This window comes from Fictibacillus solisalsi, assembly GCF_900103485.1.
Lineage (GTDB): Bacteria > Bacillota > Bacilli > Bacillales > Fictibacillaceae > Fictibacillus_C > Fictibacillus_C solisalsi.
Map to the genome: position 1 here is coordinate 1,606,589 of NZ_FNHW01000001.1, position 16,482 is coordinate 1,623,070.

Consider the following 16,482-nt stretch of genomic DNA (forward strand, 5'->3'; position numbering starts at 1 on the left):
ATGCTTTTTTTACTATTTATGATTGAGCTATATTTTTCTCCGTGACATAACGGTTCCGTTCATGATTCCTGCACTGCGTGCTGCACGCTCTGTTAGACCTGTTTTCGCAAGGTTCACACATTAATAGATGTTTATTGCATTCGGGATTTCCGCATTTAACATACCGCTCCTCCGGCTTGCCGCAGTGATAGCATTTTCCGACTACCTTTTCCGTTCCTGCACGGTTAACCGGGACTGAAGTTCTTTCATCAAACACATAACATCTTCCCTCCCAAAGATCCCCTTTTACCTCAGGATCATAGCCATAGGAGATGATGCCGCCTTCGAGCTGGGAAACATCCTGGAATCCTTCCTTTAACAAAAAGCCAGAAAACTTTTCGCAACGGATCCCTCCTGTACAATAAGTCAGTACCTTTTTATCTTTGAATTTATCAAAATTATCTCTGATCCATACAGGAAGGTCCCTGAAGTTTTCGATCTCCGGCCGGATGGCTCCCTTAAAGTGTCCAAGGTCGTATTCATACGTATTTCTGGCATCGAGAATCACCACATCCTCCTGCTGCAATGCTTCATGAAATTCTTTCGGGGTAAGATGCTTTCCTGTAAGTTCATTTGGATTTACATCCTCATCCAAACTTAAATTTACAATTTCTTTTTTGACCCGGACCTTCATCTTTTTAAACGCATGATGTTCAGATTTTTCAATTTTAAAAACCATATCTTGAAAACGTTCGTCATTCTTCATATGGTTCATATATTCAGATGTTTGCTCCAAATTTCCGGAGACCGTACCATTGATCCCTTCGTTCGCCACCCAAATTCGTCCTTTCAAGCCGATTGACTTGCAGTAATCGAGATGAGAGGAAACAAATGATTCAGGGTCTTCGATCTCAATATATTTATAAAACAGCAATACCTGATAGTTCACTTATTTTCACTCCAATTGCATAGTTTCAACTCAACTATCATATCAAATTTCCAAGAAAAAGGGCAGACCTCTTCTTAGCAGCCTCCCCCGGTTAAAAGTGCGATTCATCTGTTCTTATAAAAAAGGTCCCGTGCTATTGGCACAGGACCTTTCCGGTTCAGGCAACCCCTTCATCCTTGAAACCTTGTGAGACAGCTTCGTAATGATGTTCCAAGGAAATTCTCTTTATTTTATTGAAAAATCCATCAGGAAGGTCCTTTACGAGCTCCTTGGCAATCTTCCATGCCTGAACTTCTACTAGCAGTTCAATTTTTTTGCGTTTGAATTCATCTTCCGTCGAATCATAAAGCTCCACGAGTTTTTGCAAATAGGGATCTGTGGCGTGTCCTGCTTCATGAGCAAAAATGACACTCGCATACTCTACGAAAACATCCTCATTGGGAAACATCCAATCGCTCTGTGACTGAATTTCTTCAAGATACAAAGTAATGGACTGTTCACCCGCATTATATTTGCCTCCGATATTCCGGTTCAGCGGGCATTTGGCTTCGATGTGAATGTCTACTGAAATATCAAAGTTTTCAACCATTTGGTTTATTTTTTGTACCAATCTTTCATTTACCAGCAATTACTTCCCCTTCTTTTTATTAAAATTACCGCTTCGCTGGGGTATTGTTTTCCTTGGATTTCTCTTTTTGGCTGGCTTCTGCTGAATCTGTGAAGCCGGCAGCAGCTGGTCCTGCTTAATCACTGCCCTTTCGGCAGGCATATTGAGCTTTTTTGCCCATTTTAACAGGACATTTTCCTCTCTCTCGGTAACCAGCGAAATGACGGTTCCTGTTTGTCCCGCTCTTCCTGTTCTTCCCGAACGGTGTATAAATTGTTTTTCGGAATCGGCGAGATCGAAATGAATAACATGTGTTAATCCGCTAATATCAAGTCCTCTGGCAGCAAGGTCTGTAGAAAGAAGCAACGCATGGTTGCTGGAACGAAATTCTCTCATTACCTTTTGCCGCTCCAGTTTTGTTGCCTGTCCGGATAATACACCTACAGTAATTCCCCGGTAAGCCAACTTGGCGGCGATCTCTTCAAGTTTCAAATTGTCCCCAAAGAAAACGATCGCTTTCATGTTCGAATGATGTCGAATTATGCGCCTTAGGTTATCTATTTTATCACGTCTTTCTGAAATTAGGTAGATATTTGCAATGGACTCCCGTGCATCTGTATCCCGGCTGATTTTTATGAAATGCGGAGCATTCATCCACTCTTTAGCCTTCTCTTCTGCTTTGTTGGAAATGGTTGCGGACACAAAAACAAGCTGTCGGTCCTTCATCGTTCCTTTAACAATATTCTGTACTTCATCCATTAATTCCATATCATATACAATGTCAGCTTCATCGACAACAATGGTTTTCACCTCATGAAGCTTCACTTTTTTATTTTTATAAAGCTCCAGGATTCTTCCCGGTGTACCGACTATGTAATGTGGCTTTTTCTTGAGCTTTTCCACTTGCCGCTGCACATTTACCCCGCCGATTAACGTTGTCCCTGTAATGCTGCTTCCCTTCGCGTATTCCTGAAGGACGGAGTGAATTTGCATCACAAGTTCTTTAGTGGGCGCGATAACAACTGCCTGCAATGCCGTCGATGAGCTATCAATTTTGTCAAGTAATGGCAGACAATAAGCGAGCGTTTTTCCTGTCCCTGTCGGTGATTCCACGACAAGGTCCTTTCGCTCAAGCATAAACGGCAGCATTTCTTCCTGAACCGGTGTTAAGGAATCGAAAGCAGCCTCCTTCCAATTCTCCTGCAAATAAGGTTGTAATTCTTGAATCGGTGTTTTTATAGCCATAACGATTAACGTTCCCCTTTTTTTAGTATTCGTTCAGCAGCAAAAAGGATCCGGTTAACATAATCCTCAAGCTGTTCACTATTTTCCTCATGCAATTTATGATGAATGACAACATTGATTTGATTCCGGTAGCTTCCTCTCGGCAAACCATAAATATAGGAAAGAGTTTGTGTAACCTCTCCATCGGTTTTCCACAGTCTTCTCATAGCTGCACCAATCTTGGAGCATTCTGTTTCTATATCCTGTACAGTGGTGTAAAAAGCAACGGAAAAAATACAGCCTGTACTTTCGGTCTCTCTTTCCATTATTTCATCCGCCAGATCTTCTAAACCTGCTTTTAATTCGATTTTCGCGCGGACATCCTTTTCTTTTTTGCCGTTTAACAAAACCTCTAAACTGTATGTCCTGCTCATCGAAGCCAAGTCAATGAGGTCTTTCCGGCCGGTTACTTTTAAAACCCCTTCAAAATCAAGATCGTAAGCCATTCCCTCAAGAATAACTTTTAAGTTTTCATAGATGGTCGGATCAAACATGTTAGTACCCTTTCTTTTAAATCCTTATAATACGGTACGTGAAATTATTTTAATGTATGACAATTTTATTTCTTTTATTTTACCCATTTCATCCAGCCAGCGCGAATTTCTGACGGGCAAAATAAAAAAGACGGTGGCAGTTTCCGTCTTTTATGAAAGAAGCCGATCCAACAAAGTACTCAGGACATAATCAATGGATTTGATCATCTCGGTAAATCGTTTTTCCCGGGTGTCGAGCTGGAAGGCAAATACCGCAATAAAGTTCAGATTATCAAACGTATCATTAATCTGGGGCAGATGGATATACTTTGGACGGTTGTTTTCCACCCACTTAAGCGCAAGGGGTTTCCATTCCTCTGTCAACGTCCGGATTTCGTCGGCAAACGGCTTAACCTCGCCATAGAAGTCCACTTCATACCCTTCTTTTTTTGTTTTGGTAAGATATTGGTCCATTGCTGCTTTGTTTTTACCCAGCAGCTCTTGAGTAAGTTGAATAAGACGTTGTTCCATACGTAATGATTTCACTCCTGACACCTCTATCCTATCAAAACAAAGGATAAAATGCACGAGCTTCCTTTAATGAAGGTTACAGCGTAAAAAGTCCCACCAGCCAATTACGGCGCTGTTTTTTTAACCCTGCAGCTTCTTCCTGGGCTCCATCCGGCATTTTTAAAAGTTTTACTTCAATATCCTCAATTTTTTCTTCTATTTTAACCAATCGCTTCATCATGTCATCCATTTCAGTTGCATGCTGTAAAACCTGGTACGACAACACATCGTCCGCTTTCTCTTCCAGCTTTTTTTCCAGGTTTTCGATCTGGGCCATCAACTGGTCGAACCGTTCATCAAACGCTCCTGCCGGCTGGGCTTTTGGCTCAGGTGCTTTAATCTTTGCAGCTGCGATTTGAATATCGCCCATAAGCAAACCTGCGTCCAGCTGTTTCTTGATTTCCCGCAAATCTTCTATATCCTGCTCGGAAAACAGATAATGACCATGGTCGTTTTTTTGGCACGCAAGATTGAAATGCTTTACCCAGCGCTGAATGGTAGTTGGATTGACACCAAGTTCTTCCGAAACCGTTTTTGTTTTAAACACCATTTCCATTTCTAATTCCCTCCCCGTTTTCTTATAACAGAAGTATTCACTCCTCTTTTGCGTTTCCCTTCACAGGTGACAAAACTAGAACTGATTCGCCAAAGAAAGTGGTTTTATTCAAAAAAACCCGTCTTTCGACACTGTTATCCTGTATGAAACAGGACCTCCTGCCTAACACTACGAGGAGGAGGTGAAGAACATGGAACAACACGAAAACAGCCTGGAGCAGGAACAGGAAAAAATGACAAATGCCCCTGAACAGGAGAAAAAAGAAGGATACGGCGACAAAAAGCTGGAAGGCCCCAACTACCCAGCTACATAAAAAGAAAAGCTGAAGGACCCGTTTAGAGACGAAAAGCATTGGAGGTCTTTGTCATAAAACGTTTTTTGTTTTCTGACAAAGAGTGAAATGAGCGAGTTTCTGGGTCCTGAAGCTGGATCATGAAAAGCTGAAGCTACAAAAAAGTGTCCCGCTCATCAGGGACACTTTTTTATCGTTTGCTTATCCGATCATTTTTATCTTTAAATAACAATTCCTGCAGCAGGATACCGAGCTGCAGCTGCAATTCTTTGTTGTGATACCAGTTTGTTAAGTTAATGTTTTCCGGAATAGTGAGCTTATTGTAATACGGCTGCAGTTTTTTTGCCCTCCGGCTCCAGTCGGGCAGCGAAGGACGGCCATGCTGCACAAGTGGATAAATAAGCCGGAGAAGTTCCGGCTCCCGTCTCCGGTTGGGATAAACATATTGTTCATAGTCATGCCGGGATCCGGTGTGTGGGGTGACACGCGAAAATTCATCCAAAGCATTGGCGACGGGAGACTGAAATAACAGCCAGGCCAGCCTTCTTCCGAGCAAAATACGGTTTTCCACTTTTCGGAAACCATGTACGGAAAATCCATAAATTTCTCCGTTCAAGGTGGGAAAAAGCACCGTGCTGAAATGAAGCCAGTTCTGAAGCCTGTAGGGCATAGACAAAAAAACCCTTCTCCGGTATACCGGGTGCTCAATCACCGGTTTTTGGATCAAATACTGTTCATTAATGATGAGCGATGTCCAAAGCCGCTCTTCATCCCCTTTTTGCCAAAAAGTAAACCATTCGTTTTGCATAAAGGCAGAAACATTAAAAAACCGAAGAAGCGAAAATAGTGGCTCTCCTGCCTCCTTGCTTTTTTCATATAGAAGCAATTGGGGGTATGCATCGGAAAAAATCAGCCAGTTGGCCCGTTCATAAGTGAGAAAAAGAAGGTTTCGATCGTGATTCGGAATGGAACGACTGAGCCATTCACCTTCCAGGTCACACATGTTGTATCCCGCATTTCTTGAAACAAGAGAAGCGAGAAAGGGCCATTTGATTTCCGGATGGTTTCTAAAAAAATGTTCATAAAATACGGTACGTGAAATATTATCAAGATTGCCTGCATCTGTTTTCTGCCGGATATCTTCGACAATCACCTTTTCCCATACACTGTTGACCATATAAACCCTCCCTTCTTTCTTATAGCCTTCGCAACTGTTGGTAAAAAAATTTGTAAGACACAGATAAAAACGCTAAAATGAAAGGATAAGAATCCGTCTGGAGGACCAAAAATGAAGCAGAAAGTAATTATTTACACGCAGGAAACTTGTTCCCCATGCTTTGCTGAAAAGGAATGGCTGGCTTCAAAACAAATCCCATTCGAGGAGCGCGATATCCGCAGGAACCCTCAATACATGAATGAAGTGATTGATCTTGGAGCCAGTGCCACTCCAGTGACCGTCATCATAAACGGAGAATCCAAAAACGTTGTGCTCGGATTTAAACAAGACGAACTGGAATCCTTTCTTCAAATGGGATAGGAAAGTGAACAAAGAGAAAAAGACTATGCCGGCCCCTCATGCTGACATAGTTTTTATTTGCCATTCTTTAAAAGGATGTGAAAACATGGCACCGATTCAATATCCTAACGGAAAAAAAACGTCTTCTTCCCTGCCTTCTCCTGCTTCGAAAAATACTGTTTCTTACGGGAACCGTGGAATGACGCTTGAGGAAGACCTGAACAAAAGCAATGAATTCTATCTGGAACGGGGAATTGCCGTCATTCATAAAAAACCGACACCGGTTCAAATTGTCAATGTTGAATACCCCAAGCGGTCGGCTGCTGTGATTAAAGAAGCCTACTTTAAGCTTGCTTCAACCACGGATTATAACGGCATTTACCGGGGAAAATATATTGACTTTGAAGCAAAAGAAACGAAAAACAAAACTTCTTTTCCGCTTCGCAATTTTCATGAACACCAGATTCGGCATATGGAAGCGATCCTTACTCATGGCGGGATTGCCTTCATTATCCTGCGATTTTCAACATTAAACGAAATCTATCTTCTCGACGCCGGGTACCTGATCCCCTATTGGAATGATCAAACAAACGGAAGAAAGTCGATTCCCAAAAAAGAGATCGAGTCGCTCGGGCACCCCATCTCGTCTGGTTTTTTGCCGAGAATTGACTATCTGAAAATCATTGATAAAATGTACTTTCATGACGAAGAGGAAGGCAAGGTTCATAAATAACGCCTTACTGACGAATAATCATAATGTACATTGCAGTTATTGAAAGGTTGATACAAATATGTCCAATGAATACCGCAGCAGGCAAGAACGAAGGCAGGCAGCCGAAAAAGGCAAACAACCTGCCCCAAAAAAGAAGTTTCCGGTTTTTAAAGCCATTTTAGCTTTTATTGTTATTATGTTTATTATAGGAGCGATCTCGGTCGGAGTCATTATGGCGAAATCACCGAAACTCGATCCTGACAAATTAAAAACGCCTTTGTCTTCCCAGATTTATGATAAAGACGGAAAAATGGTCACCTCGCTCTTTTCTGAGCAGAACCGGGTAAAAGCTGGAATAAAGGATATTCCGCCAAATGTACGGGATGCATTCGTCGCAGTGGAAGATGTTCGTTTCTATAAACATCCTGGTGTTGATGTGCGCCGTATCTTCGGTGCTGCCCTCGCCAATGTAACAGGCGGCTTTGGTTCACAGGGAGGCAGCACGATTACGCAACAGGTGGTAAAAAACACCATTTTAACGAATCAAAAATCGCTGACCCGTAAGATTCAGGAAGCTTACCTGGCGATTAAACTCGAGAAGAAATACTCGAAGGAACAAATTCTTGAAATGTATCTCAATAAAATTTACTTCGGACACAACGTGTACGGGATCGGAACAGCAGCCAAAACCTATTTCGATGTGGACCGGCTCGATCAACTGACGCTTCCGCAAACCGCATTGCTTGCCGGGCTTCCAAAAGCACCAAGTAACTATGATCCATTGAATCACCCCGAAGCTGCAGAAAAACGAAGAAATGTCGTTCTGGGGCAAATGGAAAAGTACGGTTATATTACGAAAGCGGAAGCAGATAAAGCAAAGGCCACACCGGTGACAAAAGGCTTGCACAAAGGAAGCCTTCAGGAAACCCGCATTCATGAAGCTTATCTTCAACAGGTGATCAAAGATATTCATAAGATGGATGGCATGAAAAATGTCGATGTGTTTGCCGATGGACTGAAAATTTACACAAATATGGATACGAAAGCGCAAGAAGCGACCGAAGATGTTCTGCAAAATGCTTCGTTCCTTAAAAACGAAAACAAAAAACTGCAATCGGGCATCGCAATCGTCGACACTAAAACCGGCAGCATCCGCGCCATTGGAAGCGGCCGTGAGGAAAATCTCATGAGTGCCTACTATGCTTCCGGAAATCAGCGGCAGCCAGGGTCCACCATTAAGCCAGTTTTGGACTATGGTCCGGCCATTGATCATTTCAAATGGAATACCGGCCATATCTTAAAGGATTCACCAATTACCATCAATGGTTCGACCATTCATAACTTCAACGATGAAGGGTTCGGCGAGGTCTCAATGCGCACGGCTCTGGTAAAATCAGAAAATACGCCAGCCGTCCGCACATTCATGGAAGTAGGCGAAGATAAAGCTGTTGATTTTGCCAACAAACTTGGCATCAATATTGATTCAGCGCCCCCTGCCTATGCGATCGGAGGATTCCAAAAAGGAATCACACCGCTAAATCTTGCTGGTGCTTACGCTGCCTTTGGAAACGAAGGGGTCTACAATGCACCGACAACGATCCGAAAGATTGAATTTCCAAATGGCGATGTCGTTAAGCCGGATACCAAACCGGTCAAGGCTATGAATGACTTTACCGCATATATGGTTACCGACATGCTTAAAGACGTCATGAAAACCGGAGGAACAGGGGCAATGGCGAATGTCCCCGGCTTAAATCTTGCCGGAAAAACAGGCACCACCAACCTGCCGAAGGATTTCCGTGACGCCAACGGGATCCCTAAAAGTGCAACAAATGACGCCTGGATGGCCGGGTATACTCCGTCCTACTCTGCAGCTGTGTGGACAGGCTACAATAGCAAAAAGGACAACGAAGGGGTTCATTATCTGGATACGAATCAGCGGAACTATTCCAAGCTGATCTTTAAAGAGGTCATGAGCAGGCTTAACCATGACGGTTCAGATTTCAAAAAACCGAATTCAGTTGTCGATGTAACGCTTGAAAAAGGGACCAATAAAAAAGCAGGTGAATTTACACCTGATGACGAGAAAACACATGAATTGTTTGTACGCGGTACCGAGCCAAATGAAGTATCCGACAAATATGATCAGCCGGCATCCATTGAAGGTCTAAAAGCCGAGTTCAATAAAAAGAAAAATGCCATTGATGTAAAATGGAATTATAAAGGCAATGATAAGACTGTTTATAAAGTAACCGCCAGTGTGGATGGCACACAGGCAGCAGATCAAACGATCAAGAATAAGTCCTTTACCGTTCCAAATGCGGAAGCAGGGAAAACATACAGCTTCCAGGTGACCGCCATCAACAGTGAAACGAATAAGGAAAGCCCGCCCGCGCAAACCTCGGTCACGGTACCTGGCGAACAGCCCCCTGAAGAAAATACTCCACCTGATCAAAACAATCCTGGGGATCAAAACAATCCTGGGGATCAAAACCAAGGTGGTAATGAAGACCAGAGCGGAAACCAGAATCGGGATCAGGGTGGTCAGAACCAAAACCAGGGCGGCGAAAATAATCAGCCTGATCAAGGCGATACCGAACAGCCCAATACTACAGAGCCGCAAAATCCGCAAGGTCCTGAAGGAAACCAAAACGGCCAAAGAAACAGCCAGGGTAATGGGAATAACCAAAATCAACGGCAGCAGGAACGCCAGAACGATCAGCAGTTTCCATCCCTTCCCGATCTTAACCAATAAAACAAAAAAGAACGCCGCCCCGGTCAGCCGGGCCGGCGTTCTTTTTATGATTGAAAACGAATGTTGTACCGGTCCTCAAGGTAATTCCACAACCCTGGATAATCAAAAGCGAGATTCCAAAAGCTGGCGCCTCCCAGCCTGTATTCATCGATCAGATCAAATTTGGCTTTCATGCTGCGGTAATCCTCGAACCAGACTTTATGCTCTTTCTTTTCTTTATCATAATATCCAAAATACGGAGCATGGTCCTTGTTGTCATATTGGATCGCCGCTTTTCGCTTGGCCGCGAGCTGTACACCCTGGACCGGGCTGAGCGCCTTGGCCTGCGGCCCTCCCTGAACAAAGGGAAGCTTCCAGTCATAGCCATACAGGTTAATCCCCATGAGGATTTTGCTTCTCGGAATCACCGTTACCGCATAGTCAATCACTTTTCTTACCTCAGTGAGCGGACTTACCGGCAAAGGGGGGCCACCACTGTACCCCCACTCATATGTCATGAGAATCACATAATCCACTGTCTGTCCATGTGCCTTGTAGTCATGGCCTTCATACCAAATTCCCTTTTGTTTCTCTTTGATCTTGGGAGCAAGAGCTGTGGTGGATATATACCCTTCTTTATGCATACGTTCGGTCATGGCGCGCAGGAACCGGTTGTAGCGTTCCCTGTTCTCTCCCCCGATATATTCAAAATCCACGTTAACGCCCACATACCCTTTTTCTTTCATGACTTTCGCTGTATTCTCGATCACCTTATTGCTGATGGCCGGGTTTTTTAATATGGTGGTAGCCAGTTCCCTGCTGAATGCTCCATCTTTGATGGTTGTCAATGAAAGAAGCGGCCGGACATTTTCTGTTTTGATATCTTGTAAAAACGAGCTATCGTCCAAGGGTTTAAGCTCACCATTTTCTTTCACTTCATAGCTGAACAAGGAGATATAGCTCAATGCCTTTGCCGCATGATTAAAATTTTCCTGTGCTTTCTCCGAAGGTTCGGCGAAGGCATTGGTTGTAATCGTGCGTTTACGTTTCTGGGGCACAGTCAGTGCGAGCCCTTCCATCAACTTGCCTTCCGATACTCCGGGATTCGCCTGCATAAGTTCCGCTTTTGTAACGCCTAGCTTTGCTGCAATCTTATCGAACGTGTCTCCTTTTTTTACTTTATATTCAAAGGGCGCAGGAATAAGCAGCGTTTGTCCGACTGCCAGCACATCCTGCGGGCCCAGGGCATTCACTGCAGCAATATTTTGCCAAGGCAAATTATAAAATTGTGACAGCTTATACAGCGAATCCCCTTTCTTGACGATATGGATTTGCATAACTCCCCCTCCTAGACGTTCTCATGACACATTCTATGTGTGAAGAATCTGTCCTTATTCCTGACGGGGGAAACGGGAATAACCGGCAACCTTTTTTTCCATTTCGGAAAACAGCTCATTCAGCTGGATCCACGCTGTAAAATGAGCGGGACGGTTAAAAATCATTTCAAGACGCTCTACCGTATTAACAGGCTTTACAGGGAGGGATGCCACTGTGTCCTGCCATTGAACCAAATTGTCCACTCTTCTTTTATTGGCCCAATACAACGCCTGTATGAAACAGCTCAGCTGGTCGATCATAGGTTTCCTTGCTTCCTGGAGCTTCCGCTCTGAAAATAACTGTCTGATCCTTTCACGCTCGGTTTTCCACTGATCGAACTTGTGCTGCAGCTGCTCAGGGGACGAGCTTTTGCCCTCTAAGTCTTCCTGAAACGGGAATTCTTCCTGTTTGTTGTCCTTGCTAAAAAACAGCGGATGGTTCATGGAATCAGGAATTTTCATCTTTTTTTAAAAGTTGAGCCTTTTTGGCGCTTAGCTTCATTCGTTTTTGGCCCTCCCGGCACAGTTCGAGCAGCGGGCATTCCGGACAGCGGGGACTTTGTGCTTTGCAATGATACCTTCCGAAAAAAATGAGACGGTGATGAGTGACCCCCCACTGTTCTTTAGGCACCTTTTTCATTAATGTTTCTTCAACCTGAAGCACAGAGTCTTTCCATTTGCAAATAGCTAAACGCTTTGTCACCCGTTCCACATGTGTATCCACGGCTATGGCCGGAATGCCAAAGGCAACCGAGACGACAACATTGGCTGTTTTTCTCCCGACACCCGGCAGCTTTGTAAGCTCATCCCGGTCTTCGGGCACCTTGCCGCCATAGTCGTTCAGCAGCATATAACAGAGCTTTTGTATGTTTTTTGCCTTGTTCCTGTACAGTCCTATGGAACGGATGTCATCCTGCAATTCCTCAATCGGCACCTTGAGGTAATCCTCCGGCGTTTTATATTTGGCAAATAACCCTGGTGTGACTTTGTTCACCAGTGCATCTGTACACTGTGCCGATAAAAGGACAGCGATGGTGAGTTCAAAGGGATTGCTGTGATTCAGTTCGCAATGGGCATCGGGAAACATTTCTCCAATGGTCTCTAAGCAATAAGCAATCTGTGTTTTATTCAGCATAGTCATCCTCCTGATTTAATACCCTTGCCCATGCAAAAACAGACGAGATTTCCCTCGTCTATGATTGCTCAAGCCAGTTGTATACGGGAACAGAAAATTGATTCCGGCCTCCAGAGGATTCTGCCGGTCTGGCCGCGGCTTTATTTTGCCGCGCCCTGAACTTTTCTCCGTACGTTCTTGCTTGTTCCGGTGTTTGTATATTATTCTTCTTCCATTCAAACAGAATCCGGTCGATATAACGAAAATTAAGCTTGCCTGTCATGACCGCTTCCTTTAATGCGGAAATGATCAATGGCGAAGTATGCCTGTCCTGATCAATCCAAATTTTCAGGGTTTCGCACTCCATTGGAGATAGCGGCCGTCCGAATTCCCGTTCAAAAATGGTATAGACACTTTGTTCTTCTTTTTCTTTATTGGCTAGGTCGCTCTCGGCTTCCTGACCGGAAAGGATCGAAAGCAATTTTTCCCAAAGCGGATTCAAGGAATACGCTTCGTAGTACATACCTCTTTCATGGTCTTCATATTGGCCGATTTCCAATAACCCCTGCTGAATAAGACCCCTCAGCATTCCCATACACCGGGTCGGGGTAATGCTCATCCTTCCGGAAAGCTCCTCCGGGGTAGGGAAGGGATTCCCCGATTCAATAAATGTATGTACATGCAGCAGGAGCATGCATTCTTCGTCCTGAAGCCCGATTGACCGGTAATGCTTAAAAAGAACATGGGGTATTGAAATCGTTCCTTCTGACAGCCATTTCAAAAATAATGCCTTTTCCATCATAACACCCCTTCTTCATCAGTATACCACGAGTAAGCCTTCTTTCCCCAATCATGATGTTGTCGTGAAAACATCGATGAAGCTTAAGACGGATAGGTGTAACCGCCCTTGCAGACAGGTCCCCTGCCGGGTGAAAGGTGAAAAACCTCCTTAAAGAGGAGGTTTTTAAAATGTTTTTTCTAAAGTATGATCGCTTAAGAATATTTTACATGGTCTAAAAAATCAAGGATACAGGCGGTTTAGCAGACGCGGGAACGGGATGGTTTCACGCACATGCTCAGCGCCGGTAATCCAGGCGACCGTACGCTCAAGTCCCAAACCAAATCCGGAATGGGGCACACTGCCATATTGCCGAAGCTCTAGATACCATTTGTAGGCATCATCTGTAAGGCCATGCTCTTCATAGCGGGATTTCATAAGTTCAAGATCATCAATACGCTGGCTTCCTCCAATGATTTCCCCATAGCCTTCCGGTGCAATCAGGTCGGCGCAAAGCACGACATCATCCCGTTCTGGATGCGGCTTCATGTAAAAGGCTTTGATTTCTTTTGGATAATTGGTGATAAACACAGGCTTGTCAAAGCTTTCGGCAATCGCTGTTTCATGAGGCGCACCAAAATCTTCTCCCCACTCAATATCATCAAAACCTTTTTCTTTTAGAAGTGTAATTGCGTCATCATAGGAAATCCGCGGAAACGGAGCTTTTACATTTTCAAGCTTGGAAAGATCCCGGCCAAGCACGGTCAGTTCAAGCTTGCAGCGTTCAAGCACGGATTGTACCACATGGCTGACAAACTGCTCCTGAATCTCGAGGGATTCTTCATGCTCCACGAAAGCCATCTCAGGCTCAATCATCCAGAATTCGATCAAATGACGACGGGTTTTTGACTTTTCGGCACGGAAAGTCGGACCGAATGAGAAAACCTTGCCAAGGGCCATGGCTGCAGCTTCCATATACAACTGTCCGCTCTGCGAAAGATATGCATCTTCGTCAAAATATTTAGTATGGAACAAAGTCGTTGTTCCTTCTGCGGAACTGCCTGTCAAAATAGGCGGGTCGACTTTTATAAATTCATTTTTGTGGAAAAACTCATACATGGAGTGAATAATTTCGTTTCTGACTTTCATAATCGCATGCTGGCGTTTGGACCGCAGCCAGAGATGGCGGTGATCCATCAGAAACTCTGTTCCATGCTCTTTTGGCGTAATCGGATAATCCACAGCTTCGTGAATGACCTTCACGTCTGAAACGACGAGCTCCACACCTGTTTGAGAGCGGTCGTCCTGCTGGACCTTCCCTGTCACATACAGACTGGTTTCCTGTGTAAGTCCTTTGGCTGTTGTCCAGACGTCTTCAGCCACTTCAGCTTTAACGACCACTCCTTGAACAAAGCCCGTTCCGTCCCGCAGCTGCATGAATGCAATTTTGCCGCTTGAGCGCTTATTGCTCAGCCAGGCACCGATGGTTACTGTCTCATCGATATGGCTTTTTAATTGGGATATTGTTGTTTTCACGTGACACCCTCCAAATCATTCTATGTATAAGTGATTATCATCTAATCACTTATAAAAATCAAATACCCTCATTATCTATTATTTGCTCTTTTTTTTCATGAACCGGGCAATCCGCTCCAAAGCTTCCTCGAATTTTTCAAGGGATGTAGCATAAGAAAGCCTTACATTGTCCGGTGATCCAAACCCTGAACCCGGAACGAGCGCAACTTTCTCTTCCTCAAGGAGTGCCGCCACCCATTCATCCACGCTGTCAAAGCCGGTCATTCTAACCGCTTCCTTCACATTCGGGAATAGATAAAACGCACCTTTTGGTGTCACACATGAAAAGCCCGGAATTTGAATCAGCTTTTCATAGACGGTATTCAGACGGGATTCAAAAGCTTTCCTCATCTCTTCCACGGGTTTCTGGCTTTCCCCGTAGGCAGCAATCGCGCCATACTGGGAAATCGTGGTCGGATTGGATGTACTGTGGCTGTCCAGGTTGGTCATTGCTTTAATGATCGTGCTGTTACCTGCCGCATAGCCGATCCTCCATCCCGTCATGGAATGGGACTTGGAAACCCCATTAATAATGATGGTCTGTTCTTTCAGCTCCGGAGAAAGCTGGGCAATGGACGTATGCTGTGCACCGCCGTAAATTAATTTTTCATAGATTTCATCCGAGATGATAAGTATATTATGTTTTAAACATACTTCTCCGATTTGCCTCAGTTCTTCTTCATTGTACAGAGAGCCTGTTGGATTGCTTGGGGAATTGATAACGATCGCTTTTGTTTTTCCTGTAACTGCTTCTTCCAGCTGTGAAGGTGTAATTTTAAATGCATTGTCTTCCTTGCCTTCCACATAAACCGGTACACCGCCTGCCAGTTTCACTTGCTCGGGATAGCTCACCCAGTACGGTGTTGGAATAATAACCTCGTCTCCGTCGTTTAATAAAACTTGAAAAAGTGAATAGAGCGATTGTTTTGCGCCCGTTCCAACTACAATTTCCTGAGGTGAATAGTCGAGATTCTGGTCTTTCTTAAATTTCTCTGCAATCACCTTTTTAAGGGCAGGCAGGCCGCCGGAAGCGGTATACTTCGTATGTCCTTCCTTCATGGCCCGGTAGGCAGCCTCAATGATGTGTTCAGGGGTATTAAAGTCCGGTTCTCCTGCGCCCAGTCCAATCACATTATGCCCCTCTGCTTTTAATGCATTCGCTTTTGCCGTGATGGCCAGTGTTGTAGATGGTGTAAGTGCTTTTACTCGGTTTGCCAGTTCCATTCTTCTCATCCCTCACTTTTAGATTTCTTGCTTGATGCTGTATTTTTTATAGCGTTCTCCGGTTCGGAAATCGCCGTAGTAAAACGTATACCTTCCGCTTTCATCCAGATAAACGGCTTCCCATACCAACTGGTTGTTCTCCATTCCAAGCCGGAGATTCACCCACTTCTTTGGGTTGAGATTTTTGTCCACATATTTCTTCATTTGCTGCTTTGTCAAACCATCACTTTGTTTCACCAGTTTGGTCATGCCTTTGTTATTAACCAGCACATATACGTTCCCATACTTGCCGGAGGTGCCGCTTAGAACATCGAGTGCCTGATTGCCGTGATAATAATCGATCTGGTCAATCTTTAAATTAAAATCATTTTGTGCAGCCTGTACGGCTCTCTCCTGTGTCGCATCACGGTTTGAAAGAATCTTATTATACAGTGATATGCTCTGCCAGAGGATAATTCCGATACAGGCTATCCCCAGAATAATCCACCATTTTTTCATCACGTGCATCCTTTTTATGTTTTGTAGATGGTAAATATCATTTTATTTTCATCCTGTTCATCGAGTGCCAGACCGAACATGACATCTTTGTGTTTCAATGTTTTGTTTAATTCGGTCACAACTTTGTAAAGATCAGGCGATTTGCCGATCTTCACAGTGGAAAGAACTTTGATTCTGCTCTCCAAGCCTGCTGCCTCCTTACCCAATTCCATCTCGTAACTTACTATATCAGACTTCTGCCATTT

19 protein-coding genes are annotated in these 16,482 nt (G+C 44.2%); 4 read left to right on the forward strand and 15 right to left on the reverse strand.

Annotated elements, in window-relative coordinates; genetic code table 11:
* Positions 1-16 precede the first annotated feature (16 nt).
* The 6 genes from trhO to BLT53_RS08210 all read right to left on the reverse strand — a co-directional run bounded on the left by trhO (position 17) and on the right by BLT53_RS08210 (position 4,418).
* Positions 17-928, reverse strand: a complete 912-nt coding sequence (gene trhO, locus BLT53_RS08185) for an oxygen-dependent tRNA uridine(34) hydroxylase TrhO (protein ID WP_090234039.1) — start codon at positions 926-928, stop codon at positions 17-19.
* Between the two features lie 157 nt (positions 929-1,085).
* Positions 1,086-1,556, reverse strand: a complete 471-nt coding sequence (locus tag BLT53_RS08190; RefSeq protein ID WP_090234040.1) for a hypothetical protein — start codon at positions 1,554-1,556, stop codon at positions 1,086-1,088.
* Positions 1,557-2,780: a DEAD/DEAH box helicase gene (locus tag BLT53_RS08195; RefSeq protein ID WP_090234042.1), complete on the reverse strand. Its 1,224-nt coding sequence runs from the start codon at positions 2,778-2,780 to the stop codon at positions 1,557-1,559.
* A 5-nt stretch (positions 2,781-2,785) separates the two neighbouring features.
* Positions 2,786-3,313, reverse strand: coding sequence for a hypothetical protein (locus BLT53_RS08200; protein WP_090234043.1), 528 nt, complete (start codon positions 3,311-3,313; stop codon positions 2,786-2,788).
* 150 nt (positions 3,314-3,463) lie between these two features.
* A complete protein-coding gene (locus tag BLT53_RS08205; RefSeq protein ID WP_244520381.1) occupies positions 3,464-3,838 on the reverse strand; it encodes a YppE family protein in 375 nt (124 codons plus the stop codon).
* A gap of 61 nt (positions 3,839-3,899) precedes the next feature.
* Entirely contained in the window at positions 3,900-4,418 is a 519-nt protein-coding gene (locus BLT53_RS08210; protein ID WP_090234046.1) for a MerR family transcriptional regulator, read from the reverse strand.
* A 190-nt stretch (positions 4,419-4,608) separates the two neighbouring features.
* Here BLT53_RS08210 and BLT53_RS25610 point away from each other — a divergent pair, with 190 nt between their 5' ends.
* A complete protein-coding gene (locus BLT53_RS25610; protein ID WP_276203847.1) occupies positions 4,609-4,731 on the forward strand; it encodes a hypothetical protein in 123 nt (40 codons plus the stop codon).
* 169 nt (positions 4,732-4,900) lie between these two features.
* Here BLT53_RS25610 and BLT53_RS08215 read toward each other — a convergent pair whose 3' ends face one another.
* Positions 4,901-5,887 (reverse strand): DUF2515 family protein, encoded by a 987-nt coding sequence (locus BLT53_RS08215; RefSeq protein ID WP_090234047.1) that lies wholly within the window; start codon positions 5,885-5,887, stop codon positions 4,901-4,903.
* 111 nt (positions 5,888-5,998) lie between these two features.
* Here BLT53_RS08215 and BLT53_RS08220 point away from each other — a divergent pair, with 111 nt between their 5' ends.
* From BLT53_RS08220 to BLT53_RS08230, 3 genes are all read left to right on the forward strand, one after another.
* The gene (locus BLT53_RS08220) at positions 5,999-6,247 is read left to right on the forward strand and encodes a glutaredoxin family protein (RefSeq protein ID WP_090234049.1); all 249 of its coding nucleotides are present in this window, start codon (positions 5,999-6,001) and stop codon (positions 6,245-6,247) included.
* An 85-nt stretch (positions 6,248-6,332) separates the two neighbouring features.
* Positions 6,333-6,959: a Holliday junction resolvase RecU gene (gene recU / locus BLT53_RS08225; protein WP_090236788.1), complete on the forward strand. Its 627-nt coding sequence runs from the start codon at positions 6,333-6,335 to the stop codon at positions 6,957-6,959.
* Positions 6,960-7,017: 58 nt separating this feature from the next.
* Positions 7,018-9,693, forward strand: coding sequence for a transglycosylase domain-containing protein (locus BLT53_RS08230; RefSeq protein ID WP_090234051.1), 2,676 nt, complete (start codon positions 7,018-7,020; stop codon positions 9,691-9,693).
* Between the two features lie 44 nt (positions 9,694-9,737).
* Here BLT53_RS08230 and BLT53_RS08235 read toward each other — a convergent pair whose 3' ends face one another.
* From BLT53_RS08235 to BLT53_RS08270, 8 genes are all read right to left on the reverse strand, one after another.
* Positions 9,738-11,009, reverse strand: a complete 1,272-nt coding sequence (locus BLT53_RS08235) for a glycosyl hydrolase family 18 protein (protein ID WP_090234052.1) — start codon at positions 11,007-11,009, stop codon at positions 9,738-9,740.
* Between the two features lie 54 nt (positions 11,010-11,063).
* Positions 11,064-11,492 (reverse strand): YpoC family protein, encoded by a 429-nt coding sequence (locus BLT53_RS08240; protein WP_139168382.1) that lies wholly within the window; start codon positions 11,490-11,492, stop codon positions 11,064-11,066.
* Positions 11,493-11,496: 4 nt separating this feature from the next.
* Positions 11,497-12,183 (reverse strand): endonuclease III, encoded by a 687-nt coding sequence (gene nth, locus BLT53_RS08245; RefSeq protein WP_090234055.1) that lies wholly within the window; start codon positions 12,181-12,183, stop codon positions 11,497-11,499.
* 58 nt (positions 12,184-12,241) lie between these two features.
* The gene (locus BLT53_RS08250) at positions 12,242-12,961 is read right to left on the reverse strand and encodes a DnaD domain-containing protein (RefSeq protein WP_090236789.1); all 720 of its coding nucleotides are present in this window, start codon (positions 12,959-12,961) and stop codon (positions 12,242-12,244) included.
* 222 nt (positions 12,962-13,183) lie between these two features.
* Positions 13,184-14,476 carry an asparagine--tRNA ligase gene (gene asnS, locus BLT53_RS08255; protein WP_090234057.1) on the reverse strand — a complete coding sequence of 431 codons (1,293 nt, stop codon included), beginning with the start codon at positions 14,474-14,476 and terminating at the stop codon, positions 13,184-13,186.
* 78 nt (positions 14,477-14,554) lie between these two features.
* A complete protein-coding gene (locus tag BLT53_RS08260) occupies positions 14,555-15,739 on the reverse strand; it encodes a pyridoxal phosphate-dependent aminotransferase (protein WP_090234058.1) in 1,185 nt (394 codons plus the stop codon).
* An 18-nt stretch (positions 15,740-15,757) separates the two neighbouring features.
* Positions 15,758-16,237 (reverse strand): hypothetical protein, encoded by a 480-nt coding sequence (locus BLT53_RS08265; protein WP_090234060.1) that lies wholly within the window; start codon positions 16,235-16,237, stop codon positions 15,758-15,760.
* Between the two features lie 14 nt (positions 16,238-16,251).
* Positions 16,252-16,422 carry a YpmA family protein gene (locus BLT53_RS08270; RefSeq protein WP_090234061.1) on the reverse strand — a complete coding sequence of 57 codons (171 nt, stop codon included), beginning with the start codon at positions 16,420-16,422 and terminating at the stop codon, positions 16,252-16,254.
* Positions 16,423-16,482: the final 60 nt, after the last annotated feature.

Excerpts from the sequence above, each read along its gene's own strand:
- BLT53_RS08230 (WP_090234051.1), top strand. The coding sequence starts at position 7,018 with ATGTCCAATGAATACCGCAGCAGGCAAGAACGAAGGCAGGCAGCCGAA.
- BLT53_RS08220 (WP_090234049.1), top strand. The coding sequence starts at position 5,999 with ATGAAGCAGAAAGTAATTATTTACACGCAGGAAACTTGTTCCCCATGC.
- BLT53_RS25610 (WP_276203847.1), top strand. The coding sequence starts at position 4,609 with ATGGAACAACACGAAAACAGCCTGGAGCAGGAACAGGAAAAAATGACA.
- BLT53_RS08250 (WP_090236789.1), bottom strand. The coding sequence starts at position 12,961 with ATGGAAAAGGCATTATTTTTGAAATGGCTGTCAGAAGGAACGATTTCA.
- BLT53_RS08265 (WP_090234060.1), bottom strand. The coding sequence starts at position 16,237 with ATGAAAAAATGGTGGATTATTCTGGGGATAGCCTGTATCGGAATTATC.
- BLT53_RS08210 (WP_090234046.1), bottom strand. The coding sequence starts at position 4,418 with ATGGAAATGGTGTTTAAAACAAAAACGGTTTCGGAAGAACTTGGTGTC.
- BLT53_RS08235 (WP_090234052.1), bottom strand. The coding sequence starts at position 11,009 with ATGCAAATCCATATCGTCAAGAAAGGGGATTCGCTGTATAAGCTGTCA.
- BLT53_RS08195 (WP_090234042.1), bottom strand. The coding sequence starts at position 2,780 with ATGGCTATAAAAACACCGATTCAAGAATTACAACCTTATTTGCAGGAG.
- BLT53_RS08240 (WP_139168382.1), bottom strand. The coding sequence starts at position 11,492 with ATGAACCATCCGCTGTTTTTTAGCAAGGACAACAAACAGGAAGAATTC.
- BLT53_RS08215 (WP_090234047.1), bottom strand. The coding sequence starts at position 5,887 with ATGGTCAACAGTGTATGGGAAAAGGTGATTGTCGAAGATATCCGGCAG.
- BLT53_RS08260 (WP_090234058.1), bottom strand. The coding sequence starts at position 15,739 with ATGGAACTGGCAAACCGAGTAAAAGCACTTACACCATCTACAACACTG.
- recU (WP_090236788.1), top strand. The coding sequence starts at position 6,333 with ATGGCACCGATTCAATATCCTAACGGAAAAAAAACGTCTTCTTCCCTG.
- nth (WP_090234055.1), bottom strand. The coding sequence starts at position 12,183 with ATGCTGAATAAAACACAGATTGCTTATTGCTTAGAGACCATTGGAGAA.
- BLT53_RS08200 (WP_090234043.1), bottom strand. The coding sequence starts at position 3,313 with ATGTTTGATCCGACCATCTATGAAAACTTAAAAGTTATTCTTGAGGGA.